The following is an 18,273-nucleotide window of genomic DNA, read 5'->3' as shown; positions in this document are numbered from 1 at the left end:
GGCCGCCGGAAGCCGTCCCGGCACCCGCACCGGCACCCGCTCCGGTACCCGCCCGGAACGGTGTGCGCGATCCGCTGTGGGCGTACGGCCCGCGGGAACTTCGCCGAGGCCCCGCACGCTTTGCATACAGTGGCAGGCACGGCAGGAAAACCGCGGTTTGCACAACCGCCTCCGCTCGCGAAGGGACGTACATGCCCATGGGTCACACGACCACAGCCGAGGCAGGCTCCGGGGGCCTGACAGCGACCGAGCACCGCCTGGCCAACGGTCTGCGCGTGGTGCTCTCCGAGGACCACCTGACCCCGGTGGCGGCGGTCTGCCTCTGGTACGACGTCGGCTCCCGCCACGAAGTCAAGGGGCGTACCGGCCTGGCTCACCTTTTCGAGCACTTGATGTTCCAGGGCTCGGGACAGGTGAAGGGCAACGGCCACTTCGAACTGGTGCAGGGTGCCGGCGGCTCGCTGAACGGCACCACCAGCTTCGAGCGCACCAACTACTTCGAGACCATGCCCGCCCACCAGCTGGAGCTCGCGCTCTGGCTGGAGGCCGACCGCATGGGCTCGCTGCTGGCCGCCCTGGACGACGAGTCCATGGAGAACCAGCGGGACGTCGTCAAGAACGAGCGCCGCCAGCGCTACGACAACGTCCCCTACGGCACCGCCTTCGAGAAGCTGACCGCCCTCAGCTACCCGCAGGGCCACCCCTACCACCACACGCCGATCGGCTCGATGGCGGACCTGGACGCGGCCACCCTGGAGGACGCCCGCCAGTTCTTCCGCACCTACTACGCGCCGAACAACGCGGTGCTGTCCGTGGTCGGCGACATCGACCCCGTACGGACCCTCGCCTGGATCGAGAAGTACTTCGGCTCGATCCCCGCGCACGACGGCAAGCCCGCGCCCCGCGACGGCTCCCTGCCCGAGGTCATCGGCGAGCAGAAGCGCGAGGTCGTCGTCGAGGAGGTCCCGGCGCGCGCCCTGATGGCCGCCTACCGGCTGCCGGAGGACGGCACGCGCGCGTGCGACGCGGCCGACCTCGCCCTGACCGTCCTCGGCGGCGGCGAGTCCTCCCGCCTGTACAACCGGCTGGTGCGCCGCGACCGTACGGCCGTCGCGGCCGGCTTCGGCCTGCTGCGCCTCGCCGGCGCGCCCTCGATGGGCTGGCTGGACGTGAAGGCCTCCGGCGACGTCGAGGTGCCGGTCATCGAGGCCGCCATCGACGAGGAGCTCGCCCGGTTCGCCGAGGAGGGCCCGACGCCGGAGGAAATGGAGCGCGCCCAGGCCCAGTTGGAGCGCGAGTGGCTGGACCGGCTCGGCACGGTGGCGGGCCGCGCCGACGAACTGTGCCGGTTCGCCGTCCTGTTCGGCGACCCGCAGCTCGCCCTCACGGCTGTCCAGCGCGTCCTGGCGGTGACCGCCGAGGAGGTCCAGGAGGTCGCCAAGGCCCGCCTGCGCCCCGACAACCGCGCGGTCCTCGTCTACGAGCCGAAGTCCCCGGAAGCGGCCCCCGACGCCGACGTGCCCGAGGACCCGGAGCAGGAAGCGACCGTAGAGGCCGGCAACGAGAACGAGGAGACGGCCAAGTGACCGAGCAGCTCGCCAGCATGGACTTCCACCCTCAGCCGCGGCCCGGCGAGGCCAAGCCGTGGGCGTTCCCGGCCCCCGAGCGCGCGGCGCTCGACAACGGCCTGACGGTGCTGCGCTGCCACCGCCCCGGCCAGCAGGTCGTCGCCGTCGAGGTGCTGCTCGACGCGCCCCTGGACGCCGAGCCGGCCGGTCTGGACGGCGTCGCCACGATCATGGCGCGGGCCTTCTCCGAGGGCACCGACCAGCACTCCGCCGAGGAGTTCGCGGCCGAGCTGGAGCGTGCGGGCGCCACGCTCGACGCGCACGCCGACCACTCCGGTGTCCGCATCAGCCTGGAGGTGCCCGCCTCCCGCCTCGCCAAGGGCCTCGGCCTGCTCGCCGACGCCCTGCGCGCGCCCGCGTTCGCCGAGAGCGAGGTCGAACGGCTGGTCCGCAACCGCCTGGACGAGATCCCGCACGAGCTGGCCAACCCCACCCGCCGGGCCGCCAAGGAGCTGTCCAAGGAGCTGTTCCCGGCCACCTCGCGCATGTCGCGTCCGCGCCAGGGCACCGAGGAGACGGTCGAGAAGATCGACGCGGCCGCCGTACGCGCCTTCTACGACCGCCATGTGCGCCCCTCGACGGCCACCACGGTCGTGGTCGGCGACTTCACCGGCATCGACCTGGACGCCCTGCTCGGCGACACCCTGGGTGCCTGGAGCGGTACCCCGGGGCAGCCCCGGCCCGTGCCGGCCGTGAGCGCCGACGACACCGGCCGCGTGGTCATCGTGGACCGGCCCGGTGCGGTCCAGACGCAGCTGCTGATCGGCCGCGTGGGCCCCGACCGGCACGACCGCGTGTGGCCCGCGCAGGTGCTCGGCACGTACTGCCTGGGCGGCACCCTCACCTCCCGCCTGGACCGCGTCCTGCGCGAGGAGAAGGGCTACACCTACGGTGTGCGTGCCTTCGGCCAGGTCCTGCGGTCCGCCGCGGACGGCACGGGTGCCTCCCTGCTCGCCATCAGCGGCTCGGTGGACACGCCGAACACCGGTCCCGCGCTGGACGACCTGTGGAAGGTGCTGCGCACCCTCGCGGCGGAGGGACTGACCGACGCCGAGCGGGACGTGGCCGTCCAGAACCTCGTCGGGGTCGCGCCGCTCAAGTACGAGACGGCGGCGGCCGTCGCGAGCACGCTGGCCGACCAGGTCGAGCAGCATCTGCCCGACGACTTCCAGGCGACGCTGTACCGGCAGCTGGCCGCCACGGGCACGGTGGAGGCCACGGCCGCCGTCGTGAACGCCTTCCCGGTGGACGGCCTGGTGACCGTCCTCGTCGGTGACGCCTCGCAGATCAAGGCGCCGGTGGAGGCGCTCGGCATCGGCGAAGTCAGCGTGGTCGCGGCCGAGTAGGGCACGCACGCGTGGGGCCCTGACCGCCTACGGGCCGTCAGGGCCCCTCGTCGTTCCGCGCCCTTCCCCAGATGCCCGATTTGGGACGGAGGTTGCCTGTCTGCCCTGTGGGATGCGCTACAAAAGCCCGGTTCGGTTTGGGGACCGGCGGCAGGCCCGCCTAGCGTCGTCCGGGCTGTTCGTCAGGCAGTGCGCCGCACCCGCGGCACCGGACAGCCATCGCCGAGTCCCCGTACGGCGCGAGCCAGGGGAGCCGGGGACCCACAACGTCCCCTGGGGTGAATCGGACGCCCACGCGTGCGCGTGGGGGCCGTAGGAGACCTTCCTGCTCCGAACCCGTCAGCTAACCCGGTAGGCGAGAGGGAAGGAAAGGACCAGCCACTCCATGGCGTTCATGTGCGCCACCGGGAAGCACCGCAAGCCCGGCCGGGTCACGCGCACCGCCGCTCAGGCGGCCGGCGTCGCGGCCCTCACCACCGGTGTCATCGGCACCCTCGCGGCCTCCCCCGCGTCCGCCGCCCAGAACTCCGTCGAGCAGACCGGCCTCACCCCGGTGATCAGCGTGGGCGACGACATCGCCGAGCAGATCGACGCGCAGGCAGCCGCCCAGCGGCAGGCCGCCGCGCAGAAGGCGGCCGAGGAGGCCGCGGCCCGGCGGGCCCAGGAGATCCACGAGACCAAGGCCCGCGCCGCACGCGAGGCGGAGCGCGAGCGGCTGAACCGCTTCGTCGCCCCGATCGCGGACTCGTACGTCTCCACGGGCTACAAGGCCAGCAGTTCCCTGTGGTCCTCCGGTTCCCACACCGGCATCGACTTCCACGCGGCCAGCGGCACGCCCGTCCACGCGGTCGGCTCCGGCACCGTCGTCTCCACCGGCTGGGGCGGCGCGTACGGCAACCAGATCGTGATCCGGATGGCCGACGGCATGTACACCCAGTACGGCCACCTGTCGTCCCTCGGCGTCACGGTGGGCCAACAGGTCACCCCGGGCGAGCAGATAGGCCTGTCCGGCGCGACCGGCAACGTCACCGGACCGCACCTGCACTTCGAGGCCCGTACGACCCCCGACTACGGCTCGGACGTCGACCCGGTCGCCTATCTCCGCGAGCACGGCGTGAACGTCTGACGCGCACGGCGCACGAGACACGGCATCCGAAGCCCCGGCTCACCGAGCCGGGGCTTTCGTCGTTTTTCCACGGTGTCCTCGGTGCGCTTACGGGAGTCGCTGTCCAAAAAATATCCATGGATTCCGGCCCGCCGTCGGAAATTCTGGCTCATTGCAATAGAGTCACGGAACACGCGTCCATCGTCGACGTGTCACGGGGATTAAGGCGGAGGTCGGTCATGCGTATTCCGGCGCACTCGGTATGCACAGCGATCCGGGACGACATCGTCGCCGGTGTCCACGAGCGCGGCAGCCGCCTCACCGAGGAAGTCCTGGCCCGCCGCTACGGCGTCTCGCGCGTCCCCGTCCGCGAGGCCCTGCGCACGCTGGAGGCGGAGGGCTTCGTGGTGACGCGCCGGCACGCGGGCGCGTGCGTGGCCGAGCCGACCGAGCAGGAGGCGGCCGACCTGCTGGAGATGCGGATGCTCCTGGAGCCGCTCGGCGCCGCCCGAGCCGCGCAGCGGCGCACGGAGGCACATCTGAAGGTGCTGCGCGGCCTGGTCAGACTGGGCCAGGAGCGGGCCAGGCGGGGCAGCAGCGAGGATCTTCGGTCACTGGGCGGCTGGTTCCACGAGACGCTCGCCCAGGCCTGCGCGAGCCCCTCGCTGACCTCGATGCTGACCCAGTTGCGCCACAAGATCGCCTGGATGTACGCGGTGGAGGCGCTGCCGACCCCGGTCGAGTCCTGGGCGGAGCACGGCGCGATCGTGGACGCGGTGGCGCGCGGCGACGGCGAGCGCGCGCGGGCGCTCACGGCTCTGCACGGCGAGCGCGCGACGGCCGCGCACCGGCTTCGCTTTTCTGCCGGCGGCGAGGGTGTGAGGACTTCGCAACACGCCGTAAACATGACCGGCCTGCGTCATTAACACGAGCGCCGTATACAAAGAAGAGTAATTCGGTGGCGGTGTATTCTTGCTGCCTGAATTCAGGTGTGTTCACGCATTGTGGAAGACCGTGCCAAACGGCGAAGCCGCGCCGCCCCGGAAAGGGCGACGCGGCTTCGGTGTTCCGTGTTCCGGGCGGGGCCGGATCAGACGGTCTCGGGCAGCTCCTCCAGGCCCTCGGAGACCAGCTTGGCCAGACGCTCCAGGGCGATGTCCGCGCCCTCGGCGTCGGAGGCGAGGACGATCTCCTCGCCACCCTGGGCGCCCAGACCCAGGACGGCCAGCATGGAGGCCGCGTTGACGGGGTTGCCGTCAGCCTTGGCGATCGTCACCGGGACGCCTGCGGCCGTGGCGGCTCGGACGAAGATGGAGGCGGGGCGGGCGTGGAGGCCCTCGGCCCAGCCGACGTTGACGCGGCGCTCAGCCATGTGTTGCTGCCCTTCGGTGTTCAGGGTTGTCTAGACCAGTTTCCCATATCGCGAAGCGTGTCCGGAGCGGACCCTCGTCCCCTCCGGTGTGACATCGGACCGCGGCCTCGATCCGACTTCCGTCCCCCACAGACTGCCTCGCGCCGTTGTCGGACGCGAGCCGTACTCTGGGGCCCATGCAGAGCTCGGCGGACCGGCAGGACCGGTACGAGTACCCCGCCCACTGGGAGGCGGACGTGGTGCTGCGCGACGGGGGTACCGCGCGCATCCGGCCCATCACCATTGATGACGCCGACCGCCTGGTCAGCTTCTACGAGCAGGTCTCGGACGAGTCGAAGTACTACCGCTTCTTCGCGCCGTACCCACGACTGTCCGCCAAGGACGTCCACCGCTTCACGCACCACGACTTTGTGGACCGGGTGGGACTCGCGGCCACCATCGGCGGCGAGTTCATCGCCACCGTACGCTACGACCGCATCGGCGCCGACGGCATGCCCGCCTCCGTGCCGGCCGACGAGGCCGAGGTCGCCTTCCTCGTGCAGGACGCCCACCAGGGCCGCGGAGTCGCCTCCGCCCTGCTGGAGCACATCGCGGCCGTCGCGCGCGAGCGGGGCATCCGCCGCTTCGCCGCCGAGGTGCTGCCCGCCAACACCAAGATGATCAAGGTGTTCACGGACGCCGGGTACACCCAGAAGCGCAGCTTCGAGGACGGCGTCGTCCGCCTGGAGTTCGACCTCGAACCGACCGACCGCTCGCTCGCCGTCCAGCGCGCGCGGGAACAGCGCGCCGAGGCCCGCTCGGTACGGCGGCTCCTCGCGCCCGGCTCGGTGGCCGTCATCGGCGTCGGCCGCGCCCCCGGCGGCGTCGGCCGCAGCGTCCTCGGCAACATCCGGGACGGCGGCTACGGCGGCCTGCTGCACGCCGTGAACCAGGCCTTCCCCGAGGACTGCAAGGAGATCGACGGGGTGCCCGCGCACCGCTCGGTGCGGGACATCGACGGCCCGGTCGACCTCGCGGTGATCGCGGTACCGGCCGATCACGTGCCGGCGGTGGTCGCGGAGTGCGGCGAACACGGCGTGCAGGGACTCGTGGTCCTGTCCGCCGGATACGCCGAGAGCGGGCCCGACGGGCGGGAGCGGCAGCGGGCGCTCGTGCGCCACGCGCGCGCGTACGGCATGCGGCTCATCGGCCCCAACGCCTTCGGGATCATCAACACCGCCCCCGGCGTCCGGCTGAACGCCTCGCTCGCCCCCGAGATGCCCCGCCCCGGACGCATCGGCATGTTCGCCCAGTCCGGCGCCATCGGCATCGCCCTGCTGTCCCGGCTGCACCGGCGCGGCGGCGGCGTCACCGGGGTGACGGGCGTCTCCACGTTCGTCTCCGCCGGCAACCGCGCCGACGTCTCCGGCAACGACGTCCTCCAGTACTGGTACGACGACCCCGAGACCGACGTCGCCCTCATGTACCTGGAATCCATCGGCAACCCGCGCAAGTTCACGCGGCTCGCGCGGCGCACGGCGGCGGCGAAGCCGCTGGTCGTCGTGCAGGGGGTCGGCTCCGCCCCGCAGGGGCACGCGGTGCGGGCGACGCGGCTGCCGCACGCCACCGTCTCCGCGCTGCTGCGGCAGGCCGGAGTGCTGCGCGTCGACACGATCACCGAACTGGTCGACACGGGCCTGCTGCTCGCCCGGCAGCCCCTGCCGGCCGGGCCGCGCGTGACGATCCTCGGCAACTCCGAGTCGCTGGGCGTGCTGGCGTACGACCGCTGCCTCGCCGAAGGACTGCGCCCGTCGCGCCCGCTGGACCTGACGACCGCGGCGACGGCGGAGGACTTCCACCGGGCGCTGGGAGCCGCGCTGGCGGACGACACGTGCGACGCCGTCGTCGTCACCGCGATCCCCGCGATCGGAGAAGGCTCGCCGGGGGATGCCGAGCTGGCGCAGGCGCTGCGGTCGGCCGCGGCGGCGGTGCCGGGCAAGCCGGTGCTGGTGGTGCATGTGGAGCTGGGGGGACTGGCCGAGGCCCTGTCGGCCGCGGCGAGCACGGCACCGCAGGCCGTCGAGAGGACTCCCGGGACCGCCGGAACCGAGGGCGCCGCCCCGCCCTTCCGCCCGGCGGGACGGCTGCCCGCCGAGGGAGCGGCGTCCGACAAGGCCATCCCCGCCTACCCCGCAGCCGAACGCGCGGTGCGCGCCCTCGCCGAAGCCGTCAAGTACGGGCAGTGGCGGCGGGAGGCGGCGGAGCCCGGGAAGGTGCCCGAGTACGACGACATCGACGAGAAGGGGGCCGCGCGGCTGATCGGGGAGCTGCTCGCGCGCGGAGAAGGGCTCACGATCTCCGCCGCCGAGACCTGCGAGCTGCTCGGCAAGTACGGCATCCCCGTCCGCCAGGCCCTGCCCGCCCCGACCGCCGACGCCGCCGCCGACGCCGCCCGCACCCTCGGCTACCCCGTGGCCCTCAAGGCCACCGCCCCCCACCTGCGGCACCGCGCGGACCTGGGCGGCGTACGCCTCGACCTCGCGGACGAGGAGCAACTGCGACGGGCGTACGCCGAGTTGACCGAGCTGTTCGGGGCGCCGGAGGAACTGCGGCCGGTGGTGCAGGGCATGGCGCCCCGAGGTGTCGACACGGTCGTCCGCGCGGTGATCGACCCGGCCGCCGGCGCCGTGCTGTCCTTCGGGCTGGCCGGGGCCGCCTCCCAGCTGCTCGGGGACATGGCGCACCGGCTGGTCCCGGTCACCGACCGCGAGGCGACCTCGCTCGTACGCGCGATCCGTACGGCCCCGCTGCTGTTCGGCTGGCGCGGCTCCACCCCCGTCGACACCCCTGCCCTGGAGGAGCTGCTGCTGCGGGTGTCCCGGCTGGTCGACGATCATCCGGAGGTGGTCGCCGTCACCCTGGAACCGGTGGTCGTCGCCCCGCACGGCGTGAGCGTCCTCGGCGCCACCCTCCGCCTCGCACCCCCGCCCGCCCGCGACGACCTCGGACCGCGCACGATGCCGGCGTACTGAGCGGACGAGATGGGGGAGAGGAGGGAGATGGGGGAGAGGGGGACTTCATGGAGATCGCCGGCCGGCGACTGCCCGAGGGCAGCTGGTGGGACTGGGAAGTGATCGTCTGGGACACCGGCCTGCTGCGGCTGGCCGCCGGGTACGACCTGACGTACCACCACGGCCTGGAGGTGGTCCTCACCGACCCGTGCTTCGTCTCGTGCCCCGCGACCTTCCAGGACCCCGTCTTCCGGGAGCCCACCGCACAGGAGACCGCGCGGCTGCGGCGGGCGCTCGGCGGGGCACCGCCCGTCGTGGTCGCGTTCGAGGCGGACGCCGGCGGGCCCGGACCGGTCTCCTGCCTGATCGCCGCCGAGCGGCTGGACATCGTGCCGGGGCTCGTCCGTCGGCACGACGACGGGCGGGCCACGCGCGCGTGAACGGCCCGCCTCGGTCCCGGTGACTGGCCCGGAGCGGCCCTGCCCACGGATTAGGATGGACGCCATGGCCAAGACCAGTACGACGACCCAGGGGCTGCGCGCAGCGATCGAGCGCAGCGGCTACTACCCGGCCCTCGTGGCCGAGGCGGTGGAGGCCGCTGTGGGCGGCGAGCCGATCCGGTCGTACCTGGTCCACCAGGAGACCACGTTCGACCAGAACGAGGTGCGCCGCCATGTGACCGTCCTGGTCCTCACCGGCAACCGCTTCATCGTCAGCCACACCGACGAGCAGGCCGCCGACAGCACCTCCCCGACCCCGTACGCCACCACCTCCACCGAGTCGGTCAAGCTCGGCCGGATCTCCTCGGTCGTGGTCAGCCGGGTCGTCGCGAACCCCGAGCAGTACGCCCCGGGCACCCTGCCCCGCGAGGTCGTGCTCACCATCGGCTGGGGCGCCGTCAACCGCATCGACCTGGAGCCCGCCGCCTGCGGCGACCCCAACTGCGACGCCGACCACGGCTACACCGGAAACTCCACGGCGGACGACCTCAGCCTGCGCGTCAGCGAGGCCGGGGACGGCCCCGAGACGGTGCGCCAGGCACTCGCCTTCGCGCAGGCCGTCTCGGAGGCGACCGCGGACCTCACGCGCTGATGTCCCAGCTCACCTCCGCCTGGGACCACCCGGAACCCCTCGCCCTGGACACCGCCCCGCTGCCCGAGTACGGCACCGGCTCCCTCGCCGACCTGCTGCCCACCCTGGCCGCGGGCATGGGCGTCCCCGGCATGACCGCCACGATCGGGGAACTGACCCCGGCCGACCGGGTCTGCGTCCTCCTGGTCGACGGGCTCGGCTGGGAGCAGCTGAGGGCCCATCCCGACGAGGCCCCCTTCCTGACCTCCCTGCTCGGCAGCTCGCGCGGCGGCACCGGCCGCCCGCTCACCGCCGGCTACCCGGCGACCACCGCGACCTCCCTCGCCTCGGTCGGCACCGGCCTGCCGCCCGGCGCCCACGGCCTGCCCGGCTACAGCGCCCGCAACCCGGCCACCGGCGAGCTGATGAACCAGCTCCGCTTCCAGCCGTACACCGACCCGCGCCCCTGGCAGCCGTACCCCACCGTCTTCCAGCTGGCCCACGAGGCCGGGGTGCACTCCGCCCAGGTCTCCTCGCCCGCCTTCCAGCACACCCCGCTCACGAAGATCGCGCTCAGCGGCGGCACCTTCCACGGCCGGCTGAGCGGCGAGGAGCGCATGGACGCCGCCGCCGAGCAACTGGCCGCCGGGGACCGCTCGCTCGTCTACACGTACTACTCCGAGCTGGACGGCTCCGGCCACCGCTACGGCGTCGCCTCCGACACCTGGCGCGGCCAGCTGATGTACGTCGACCGGCTCGCCCAGCGCCTCGCCGAGCAGCTGCCCCCGCGCAGCGCGCTCTACGTGACCGCCGACCACGGCATGGTCGACGTCCCGTTCGACGACGAGCACCGCTTCGACTTCGACACGGACTGGGAGCTGCGGGCCGGCGTCGCCCTGCTGGGCGGCGAGGGCCGGGCGCGGCACGTGTACGCGGTACCGGGCGCCGAGAACGACGTACTGACCTGCTGGCGCGAGGTCCTCGGCGAGCAGTTCTGGGTGGCCTCGCGCGACGAGGCGATCGCGGCGGGCTGGTTCGGACCGCGGATCGACGAGCGGGTGTACGACCGGCTCGGCGACGTGGTCGCGGCCGCCCACGACGACGTCCTGATCATCGCCACCGAGCGGGAGCCCAAGGAGTCGGCGCTCGTCGGCAACCACGGTTCGATGACCCCCGCCGAGCAGCTCGTCCCGCTGCTCGAAGTCCGCTCCTGACACACGCCCCCGACGCACCCCCGACTACTCGCCGAAAGGTGATCAACTCCTCATGCCCGAGCTGGTGTTCTTCTCCGGAACGATGGACTGCGGGAAGTCGACGCTGGCTCTCCAGATCGAGCACAACCGCTCGGCCCGGGGTCTCACCGGCATGATCTTCACCCGGAACGACCGTGCGGGCGAGGGCAAGCTGTCCTCCCGGCTCGGCCTGGTCACCGACGCGGTGGAGGTCGCGGACGACCAGGACCTGTACGCGTACGTCGTCGACCATCTCTCGCAGGGGGGCCGGGCCGACTATGTGATCGCGGACGAGGCGCAGTTCCTCGCGCCCGCACAGATCGACCAGCTCGCGCGCGTGGTGGACGATCTCGGCCTGGACGCGTACGCGTTCGGGATCACCACGGACTTCCGCTCCAAGCTCTTCCCGGGCTCGCAGCGGCTGGTCGAGCTGGCCGACCGCATCGAGGTGCTCCAGGTGGAGGCGCTGTGCTGGTGCGGCGCCCGCGCCACGCACAACGCCCGCACGATAGGCGGCGCGATGGTCGTCGAGGGCGCCCAGGTGGTCGTCGGCGATGTCGACCACTCCACGGGCGAGGTCGGCTACGAGGTCCTGTGCCGCCGCCACCACCGGCGCCGGATGACCGCCGCGTCGGCCCGCGCGGCGGCCCTGTCCCCGGACGTCCTGCCGGTCCCGCCCGCCTGAGCCGGCCCCCTGGGGCGCGTGCTCAGTGCGGCTCCTGGATCAGCGAGAACTCCGCGCCCTCCGGGTCCGCCACCGTCGCCACGCGCCCGTGCGGGCTGTCCTGCGCCGGCCGGACGACCCGGCCGCCCAGCTCCGTGACCTGCCGCAGGGTCAGATCCGCGTCGGCGACCTCGAAGTACGTCCTCCAGTGCGACCCCCGGTCCCGGGGCAGGCCGTGGCCCACGCCGTGCAGCCCGGCGACCGGCCGGCCGTCCAGGTGCAGGGTCACGTAGTCGAAGTCGGCGGACACCACCGGCTCCTCCTCGTAACCGAACACGGTCGCGTAGAACTTGGCGACGCTCTCCGTCTCGTACGTCACCAGCTCGTTCCAGGCCGGCGTGCCCGGCACGCCGGTGAGGGCCGTGCCGAGGTGCGCGGAACCCTGCCAGATGCCGAACACCGCCCCGGAGGGGTCGGCGGCGATCGCCATCCGCCCGGCCTCGGCGGCGTCCAGCGGGCCGACCGCCACCGTGCCGCCGCACAGCCGTACCGTGTCCGCCGTGCGGTCCACGTCGTCCGAGGCGAAGTACGGCGTCCAGGCGATCGGCAGCCGGCGGTCCGGCGGCAGCTGGCCCATTCCGGCCACCTCCCGCCCGTCGAGCAGCGCCCGCACATACGGGCCCAGCTGCTGCGGGCCCGGCCGGAACTCCCAGCCGAACAGCTCGCCGTAGAACTCCTCGGTGGCGGCCAGCCCGTGCGCCATCAGGCTCACCCAGCAGGGTGTGCCGGGCGCGCGCCGCGCGTGCGGCCGGGCCGGCTCCCGTGCCTCGGTCATCGATCACTCTCTCCCCGGCCCCTCGCGGTGGCCGTGTCGCTTCCGCTCCCCGGAAGGGGTGTCCACGCCGGCGGCGGGAACGCCCGTGCCGGTGCCCGCATCCTCCACTCCGCTGCGGGCGATACCGCGCCGCCGCTCGGCGACACCTCCGGGAGGATGCCCGTTCTGCCGACTTTCGGCGCTTCCTGACGATGGCCGGAGGGTGGCCGTCGGCTGTACAGCACGTGCTCGATCCCCCACTCCTCGTGATCGAGCCTGTCCGGCCGAGCAGAGTAGCCCGACCTGGACGCCGCGGCCACCCCTGGCGTATGCATGGACGCCATGAACGTCATCATCACCGCAACCGACCTCGCACACGAGCTGACCGGTGAGCGCCCGCCGGTCCTGCTGGACGTGCGCTGGCAGCTGAGCACGGCCAGGGCGGCGGGCGCGCCGGCCTTCGACGGGCGGGCCGAGTACGCGGCCGGGCACATCCCCGGCGCGGTCTTCGTCGACCTGGACCGGGAGTTGGCCGGGGCGCCCGGGGCGAGCGGCCGGCATCCGCTGCCGGACCTCGGGGAGTTCGGCGCCGCGATGCGCCGCGCGGGCGTGTGCGCGGACCGGCCGGTCGTCGTGTACGACGGCGGCCAGGGCTGGGCGGCCGCGCGCGCGTGGTGGCTGCTGCGCTGGACGGGTCACCCGGACGTGCGGGTCCTGGACGGCGGATTGCCCTCCTGGGCGGGCGAACTGTCCACGGAGGCAACGGATCCGGCCGAGGGCGACTTCCGTCCGGCACCGGCTGCCACCGGTCGGCTGGACGCGGACGAGGCCGCGGCCCTGGCCCGTACAGGCGTGCTGCTGGACGCCCGCGCGGGGGAGCGCTACCGCGGTGAGGTGGAGCCGATCGACCGCGTCGGCGGGCACATCCCGGGTGCGCTGTCGGCGCCGACGACCGAGAACGTGGGTCCCGACGGCCGCTTCCTGCCCGCGGCCGAACTGCGCGACCGTTTCAAGGCCTTGGGCGTCGCCGAGGACGCCGAGGTGGGCGTCTACTGCGGCTCGGGCGTCTCCGCCGCGCACGAGGTCCTCGCCCTGGCCGTGGCGGGCATCCCGGCGGCCCTGTACGTCGGTTCCTGGTCCGAGTGGTCCTCCGACCCGGACCGTCCGGTCGCGGTGGGGGCGGACCCGCAGTAGCGAAAAGCCTTTTCGGCAGCGGGAAGTGGGGCACGCACGCGTGCCCCCACTTCTGCTGTACGGCTCTGGCTACTCCTGCTTCTTGCGGCGCGTGCCGAACACGATCTCGTCCCAGCTCGGGACGGCGGCGCGGCGGCCGGGGCGGACGCCGTCGGCCTCGGCCTGGCGGTCGGTGGCGCCGACGAGCCGGTCGCGGTGGCTGCCGACCGAGCGGGGCATGAGGACGTCGGCGTACGCCGAACCGGCCGAGGCGGCGGGCGCCGGCGGCTCCTCCGCCTCCGGTTCGTCGACGGGCTCCTCCGGCGCCTCCTCCCGGCGCTCCGGGACGACCAGGTCGCCCCGGAAACTCGGGACGGCCTCCAACAGGCTGGTCAGCGAGTCGCGTTCGCCCGTGGACGCCGTGGACGCGGACTCCTCGGCGGCCTCGGCAGGCGGCGCGGGCAGGCTCGGCCGCTCCCGGTCGCGGTCGACCCGTTCGAGGGCACGGTCCATCGAACGCTCGCGCGGCAGCCGGGCGATGCGCGGGACGAACGGGAAGCTCGGCTCCGGTACGGCGAGATCGTCGGACTCGCCGATCAGCGAGCGAGCCTCCTCGTCCACGGCCTGCACGAGCCGCCGGGGCGGGTCGTACGTCCAGCTCGCCGAGTGCGGTTCGCCCGCGACCCGGTAGACGAGGAGCACCTCCCACGTGCCGTCGTCACGGCGCCAGGAGTCCCACTGCACGCTGTCCTTCTCGGCGCCGCGCAGCAACAGCCGCTCCTGCACGGCCTCGCCGAGCAGCGGACCGGAGTTCTCGCCGGGGCGGCGGACCGGGGTCTTGCGGGCGCGCTCGGCCATGAAGGCACGCTCGGCCAGCACGGGCCCCTCGAAGCGCCGTACCCGGTCGACGGGGATGCCGGCGAGCTGCGCGACCTCCTCCGCGGTGGCACCCGCACGTATCCGCGCCTGGATGTCACGGGGCCTCAGATGGCTCTCGACCTCGATCTCGATCTGGCCGAGGCGGGGCCGGTCGCCGCGCACGGCGGCGCGAAGGCGCTCGTCGATCGGAAGGGTGTACTCCGTTGCGTCGGCAGCTTTCAGCACCAGCCGTGTGCCGTCATTCGAGACGGCCACGACACGCAGTTCGGGCATGGGGACCTCCCGGGTGGTGCCTGCCGACGTCACGTGCGTCGCTGCTTCCGCTAGTCGAGTGTGGCCTGCCCGGGTGCAGCCTGCCACAACCTTGCCGAGTTGCCCGGCGTGTCGGGCACGGGCCCGGGGCCGCCGTTATGGCACGGTGACCGTTCGCAACGCTAAGTGACCAACTCCGTCACCCTGTGCAACTTGCCCCCTCCCGGCGGTCCTGCAAGGCCCCGGACATCCTGGTGGGAGACCGGACCCAGGGCTCGCAACAGTACTCCATTTGGACCATGTGCGTGGATGGGCGCGCCGCCCAACTTCCGGCAAGAGCGGCCGCTCGGCTCCCGGCAACCGGTTTCGCCGATCATGAACGTGGCGAACTTCACGCAATCCCCAGAAACGGAACTAATGGTTTCTGCTGTACGTCCCTTTCTCATGCAGTCGATGGATCAATGTCGTCAATGTCGTCCATGACGACAAGTGCGTCGTCACGTATGAGAAGGAAAGGCAAGTTCCGGGTATGCGTGTAACGCCCGAAGAGGGTCGTGCGCAGGGTCGCAGGCGGATCGACCTGAGCGTCCCCCAGGTCGCGGGCAGCGCCCTGGCGGCGGTCGTGGCGGCCAAGCTGGCGTCGTACTTCGGCGTGTACGGCACGATCCTCGGCGCGGGAGTCGTCAGCATCGTCGCCACCTGCGGCGGCACGCTCTTCCAGCACTTCTTCAAGCGCACCGGGGAGCAGCTGAGGGACGCGACGGTCGCGCCCCGCCCCCGGGAACAACTGGCTCCGGGGCCGGGCGAGTTCACCGAGGGGACCGTCTACCGCGCGCGGGTGAAGAGCTGGCGGCGGCCGGTGGTCGCGGCCGCCCTCGTGTTCGGTGTGACGATGGCCGGCATCACCACGTACGAACTGGTCTCCGGCAGCAGCTTCAGCGGCGGCGCGGGTACGACGGTCAGTGACGCGGTCGGCGGACGGGGCACGTCCGGGTCGCACCCCGAGCGGTCCGAGTCCGATGTCCCCTCCGGCGGGCCGGCGACCCCCTCGGACGGGCCGTCCCGCGAGCACGCGCCCGGTTCCGGCGGGGGTACGACACCCGGCGGGACGCCCACTCCCGGTGACTCGCCGAGCGGACGGCCGAGCGAGGGCTCCGCCACCCCGACCCCCACGCCCAGCGGGTCCGCCGCGACGCCTACACCCCCAGAACCCTCCGCAAGTAGTCGTTCTGGAACAGCCGATCCGGGTCAAGGCGGTCCCTCAGCGCAGTGAACTCGCCGAAGCGCGGGTACACGCGCGCGAAGTACTCGGCGTCCCGCGTGTGCACCTTGCCCCAGTGGGGCCGGCCCTCGTACGCGGTGAAGATGCGCTCCGCGGCGGTGAAGTAGGCCTGGTACGGCGCGCCCCGGAACATGTGGACGGCGACGTAGGCGCTGTCCCGGCCGGACGCGGTGGACAGGGTGATGTCGTCGGCCGGTGCCGTGCGGACCTCGACCGGGAAGCTGATGCGCAGGCCCGAGCGGTCGACCATGTCCTTCAGCTCGCGCAGCGTCTGCGCCAGGGCCGCGCGCGGCACCGCGTACTCCATCTCCACGAAGCGCACCCGGCGCGGTGAGGTGAAGACCTTGTAAGGGATGTCGGTGTACGTCCGCGCGGACAGTGCCTTGCTGGATATCCGGGCGATCGCGGGGATGGTCCGGGGAACGGCCCGGCCGACCCACTGGGCCGCCTGGAAGACGCCGTTGGAGAGGAACTCGTCCTCGAACCAGCCGGCCAGCTGCCCCACCGGCTGCTCCGGGCCGGCGCTGCGGTTGTTGCGCTTGGTGTTGGTGTTGCCGGTGTGAGGGAACCAGTAGAACTCGAAGTGCTCGTTCTCGGCCCAGAGTTGATCGAACTCCGCGAGAACCCGCTCGAACGGCATCGGCTCCTCACGCGCGGTGAGCAGGAAGAGGGGCTCCACGGCGAACGTGATCGCGGTGACGACGCCCAGGGCGCCGAGACCTGTGCGGGCCGCGGCGAAGACGTCGGGATTCTCCTTCTCGGAGCAGGCGAGCACCGAGCCGTCGGCCGTGACGAGTTCGAGCCCCTTGATCTGGGCGGCGATGGAGGCGGACTCGCGCCCCGTGCCGTGGGTGCCGGTGCTGGTGGCGCCGGAGACGGTCTGCTCCATGATGTCGCCCATGTTGGTGAGCGACAGGCCCTCGCGCGCGAGAGCGGCATTGAGTCGCTTGAGCGGGGTGCCCGCCTCCACCGTGACCGTCATGGCTTCCCGGTCGATGGTGCGGATACCCGTCAACAGTTGAGGGCGGATCAAGACACCGTCGGTGGCCGCGATCGACGTGAACGAGTGCCCCGTACCGACCGCCTTGACCTTCAGGCCGTCCTCGCGGGCCCGGCGCACCGCCTCGGCCAGCTCCTCCACCGAGGCCGGTGCGACCTGCCGGGCGGGCCGGGCGGTGACGTTCCCGCCCCAGTTACGCCAGGTGCCGTTCTTCCCGCTCGCTGTGCTGCTCAACGGTGCCTCCCCGACCCGAGACCGGCCTGCGCAGCCGGCGGTACCCGAGGAAACCGACCGCGACCGCGACGGTCCCGAACACGGCCGGAACCCCGTACCCGGCCCGCGCCCCGGCTGCGTCGATCACCCAGCCGGCCACGGACGAGCCGAGCGCGACGCCGACCGCCAGGCCGGTGCTCACCCAGGTCATGCCCTCGGTCAGCTTCGCGCGAGGTACGTGCTCTTCGATCAGGGACATCGTCGTGATCATCGTCGGTGCGATGGACAGCCCCGCAACGAACAGCGCCACGGCCAGAAGCGGCAGGTTTCCGACCAGTAGGAGGGGGATCATACTCACGGCCATCGCCGCCACGCCCAGCAGCCAGCGACGTTCCGGCGCCCCGGCGAACCGCAGCAGCCCGAAGACCACCCCGGCGGCACAGGAACCGGCCGCGTACAGCGCCAGCACGATGCTCGCGGCTCCCTTGTGCCCGCGCTCGTCGGCGAAGGCGACCGTCACCACGTCCACCGCCCCGAAGATCGCGCCGGTCGCCGCGAAGGTGGCCACCAGCACCTGGAGGCCGGGCGAGCGCAGGGCGCTGCCGCCGCCGTGGCGCTCACGCGGGTGCGGCTCGGGCTCGGTGGCCCGCTGGGCGGTGAGCCAGAGGACGCCGGCGGCCAGGAAGCAGGCGGCCAGCAGCGGTCCTGCCTCCGGGAACCACGTCGTGGACAGCCCGATGGAGATGATCGGGCCGAAGATGAAGCACACCTCGTCCACGACCGACTCGAAGGAGTACGCCGTGTGCAGCTTCGGGGTGCCCCGGTACAGGACCGCCCAGCGCGCCCGGACCATCGCGCCGAGGCTCGGCACCGAACCGATCCCGGCGGCGCACACGAACAGCACCCAGTCCGGCCCGCGCAGCTGCGCGGCGAGCAGCAGCCCGGCCGCCGCCGCGAGCGCCACCAGGGTCGCGGGGCGCAGCACCCGGCGCTGCCCGTGCCGGTCGACCAGCCGGGAGACCTGCGGCCCGATCGCCGCCGCGGACAGCGCGATGGTGGCCGACAGCGCGCCCGCGAGGCCGTACCGACCGGTCAGCTGGGAGACCATCGTGACGACGCCGATGCCCATCATCGACAGCGGCATCCGGCCGAGGAATCCCGCGGTGGAGAACGCTTTCGTGCCGGGCTCGGCGAACAGGGCGCTGTAGGGGCTGGGCACGTGGTCTCCGGGACGGCTCGTAAGGTCCGAATG

Annotated in this window: 16 protein-coding genes and 1 riboswitch; of the genes, 11 read left to right on the top strand and 5 right to left on the bottom strand. The window is 72.8% G+C overall.

All coding sequences use genetic code 11. The features are described from left to right. The first annotated feature begins 191 nt into the window (after positions 1-191). From ACFC8N_RS06400 to ACFC8N_RS06385, 4 genes are all read left to right on the top strand, one after another. Positions 192-1,586, top strand: a complete 1,395-nt coding sequence (locus ACFC8N_RS06400; protein WP_362822516.1) for a pitrilysin family protein — start codon at positions 192-194, stop codon at positions 1,584-1,586. Between the two features lie 17 nt (positions 1,587-1,603). Further along, positions 1,604-2,974 carry a pitrilysin family protein gene (locus tag ACFC8N_RS06395; protein ID WP_356021946.1) on the top strand — a complete coding sequence of 457 codons (1,371 nt, stop codon included), beginning with the start codon at positions 1,604-1,606 and terminating at the stop codon, positions 2,972-2,974. 210 nt (positions 2,975-3,184) lie between these two features. Further along, a riboswitch (cyclic di-AMP (ydaO/yuaA leader) is annotated at positions 3,185-3,347 on the top strand. Between the two features lie 12 nt (positions 3,348-3,359). Then, positions 3,360-4,100, top strand: coding sequence for a M23 family metallopeptidase (locus ACFC8N_RS06390; RefSeq protein ID WP_376286961.1), 741 nt, complete (start codon positions 3,360-3,362; stop codon positions 4,098-4,100). Positions 4,101-4,318: 218 nt separating this feature from the next. Then, on the top strand, positions 4,319-5,005 hold the full coding sequence (locus tag ACFC8N_RS06385; RefSeq protein WP_356021445.1) for a GntR family transcriptional regulator: 687 nt from the start codon (positions 4,319-4,321) through the stop codon (positions 5,003-5,005). 164 nt (positions 5,006-5,169) lie between these two features. Here the strand turns inward: ACFC8N_RS06385 and ACFC8N_RS06380 are convergent, their stop codons facing one another. Further along, entirely contained in the window at positions 5,170-5,451 is a 282-nt protein-coding gene (locus ACFC8N_RS06380) for an HPr family phosphocarrier protein (RefSeq protein ID WP_356021447.1), read from the bottom strand. A 176-nt stretch (positions 5,452-5,627) separates the two neighbouring features. Between ACFC8N_RS06380 and ACFC8N_RS06375 the strand changes: the two genes are divergently transcribed. The 5 genes from ACFC8N_RS06375 to ACFC8N_RS06355 are packed head-to-tail and all read left to right on the top strand — an operon-like array spanning position 5,628 to position 11,429. After that, entirely contained in the window at positions 5,628-8,462 is a 2,835-nt protein-coding gene (locus tag ACFC8N_RS06375) for a GNAT family N-acetyltransferase (protein ID WP_376286957.1), read from the top strand. 47 nt (positions 8,463-8,509) lie between these two features. Beyond that, positions 8,510-8,881 (top strand): hypothetical protein, encoded by a 372-nt coding sequence (locus ACFC8N_RS06370; RefSeq protein ID WP_376286955.1) that lies wholly within the window; start codon positions 8,510-8,512, stop codon positions 8,879-8,881. Positions 8,882-8,936: 55 nt separating this feature from the next. Then, positions 8,937-9,533 (top strand): DUF5998 family protein, encoded by a 597-nt coding sequence (locus ACFC8N_RS06365; protein ID WP_356021452.1) that lies wholly within the window; start codon positions 8,937-8,939, stop codon positions 9,531-9,533. Beyond that, positions 9,533-10,726: a nucleotide pyrophosphatase/phosphodiesterase family protein gene (locus ACFC8N_RS06360; protein WP_356021454.1), complete on the top strand. Its 1,194-nt coding sequence runs from the start codon at positions 9,533-9,535 to the stop codon at positions 10,724-10,726. Before ACFC8N_RS06365 ends, ACFC8N_RS06360 begins: the two co-directional genes overlap by 1 nt. Before the next feature lie 52 nt (positions 10,727-10,778). After that, positions 10,779-11,429 carry a thymidine kinase gene (locus tag ACFC8N_RS06355; protein WP_356021455.1) on the top strand — a complete coding sequence of 217 codons (651 nt, stop codon included), beginning with the start codon at positions 10,779-10,781 and terminating at the stop codon, positions 11,427-11,429. Between the two features lie 22 nt (positions 11,430-11,451). Here ACFC8N_RS06355 and ACFC8N_RS06350 read toward each other — a convergent pair whose 3' ends face one another. Next, complete coding sequence (locus tag ACFC8N_RS06350) at positions 11,452-12,243, bottom strand: VOC family protein (protein WP_356021457.1); 792 nt, start codon at positions 12,241-12,243, stop codon at positions 11,452-11,454. Positions 12,244-12,564: 321 nt separating this feature from the next. On the opposite strand from ACFC8N_RS06350, the gene ACFC8N_RS06345 reads away from it, so the two are divergent. Next, a complete protein-coding gene (locus ACFC8N_RS06345; protein ID WP_356021459.1) occupies positions 12,565-13,416 on the top strand; it encodes a sulfurtransferase in 852 nt (283 codons plus the stop codon). Between the two features lie 69 nt (positions 13,417-13,485). On the opposite strand, the gene sepH is transcribed toward ACFC8N_RS06345, so the two are convergent. Next, entirely contained in the window at positions 13,486-14,547 is a 1,062-nt protein-coding gene (gene sepH, locus ACFC8N_RS06340; protein WP_362822521.1) for a septation protein SepH, read from the bottom strand. A gap of 508 nt (positions 14,548-15,055) precedes the next feature. Between sepH and ACFC8N_RS06335 the strand changes: the two genes are divergently transcribed. Beyond that, the gene (locus tag ACFC8N_RS06335; RefSeq protein WP_376286949.1) at positions 15,056-15,799 is read left to right on the top strand and encodes a hypothetical protein; all 744 of its coding nucleotides are present in this window, start codon (positions 15,056-15,058) and stop codon (positions 15,797-15,799) included. Here the strand turns inward: ACFC8N_RS06335 and ACFC8N_RS06330 are convergent. Next, on the bottom strand, positions 15,723-17,042 hold the full coding sequence (locus ACFC8N_RS06330; protein ID WP_362822522.1) for a D-arabinono-1,4-lactone oxidase: 1,320 nt from the start codon (positions 17,040-17,042) through the stop codon (positions 15,723-15,725). The two genes, ACFC8N_RS06335 and ACFC8N_RS06330, sit on opposite strands and share 77 nt — an antisense overlap. Next, complete coding sequence (locus ACFC8N_RS06325) at positions 17,002-18,240, bottom strand: MFS transporter (protein WP_376286946.1); 1,239 nt, start codon at positions 18,238-18,240, stop codon at positions 17,002-17,004. The genes ACFC8N_RS06330 and ACFC8N_RS06325 overlap by 41 nt, the downstream gene beginning before the upstream one ends. Positions 18,241-18,273 lie beyond the last annotated feature (33 nt).

The organism is Streptomyces sp. NPDC055966 (assembly GCF_042269865.1).
Classification (GTDB): domain Bacteria; phylum Actinomycetota; class Actinomycetes; order Streptomycetales; family Streptomycetaceae; genus Streptomyces.
Note: the sequence above shows the minus strand (reverse complement) of the source record. Positions and strands in the feature narration are given on the sequence as shown.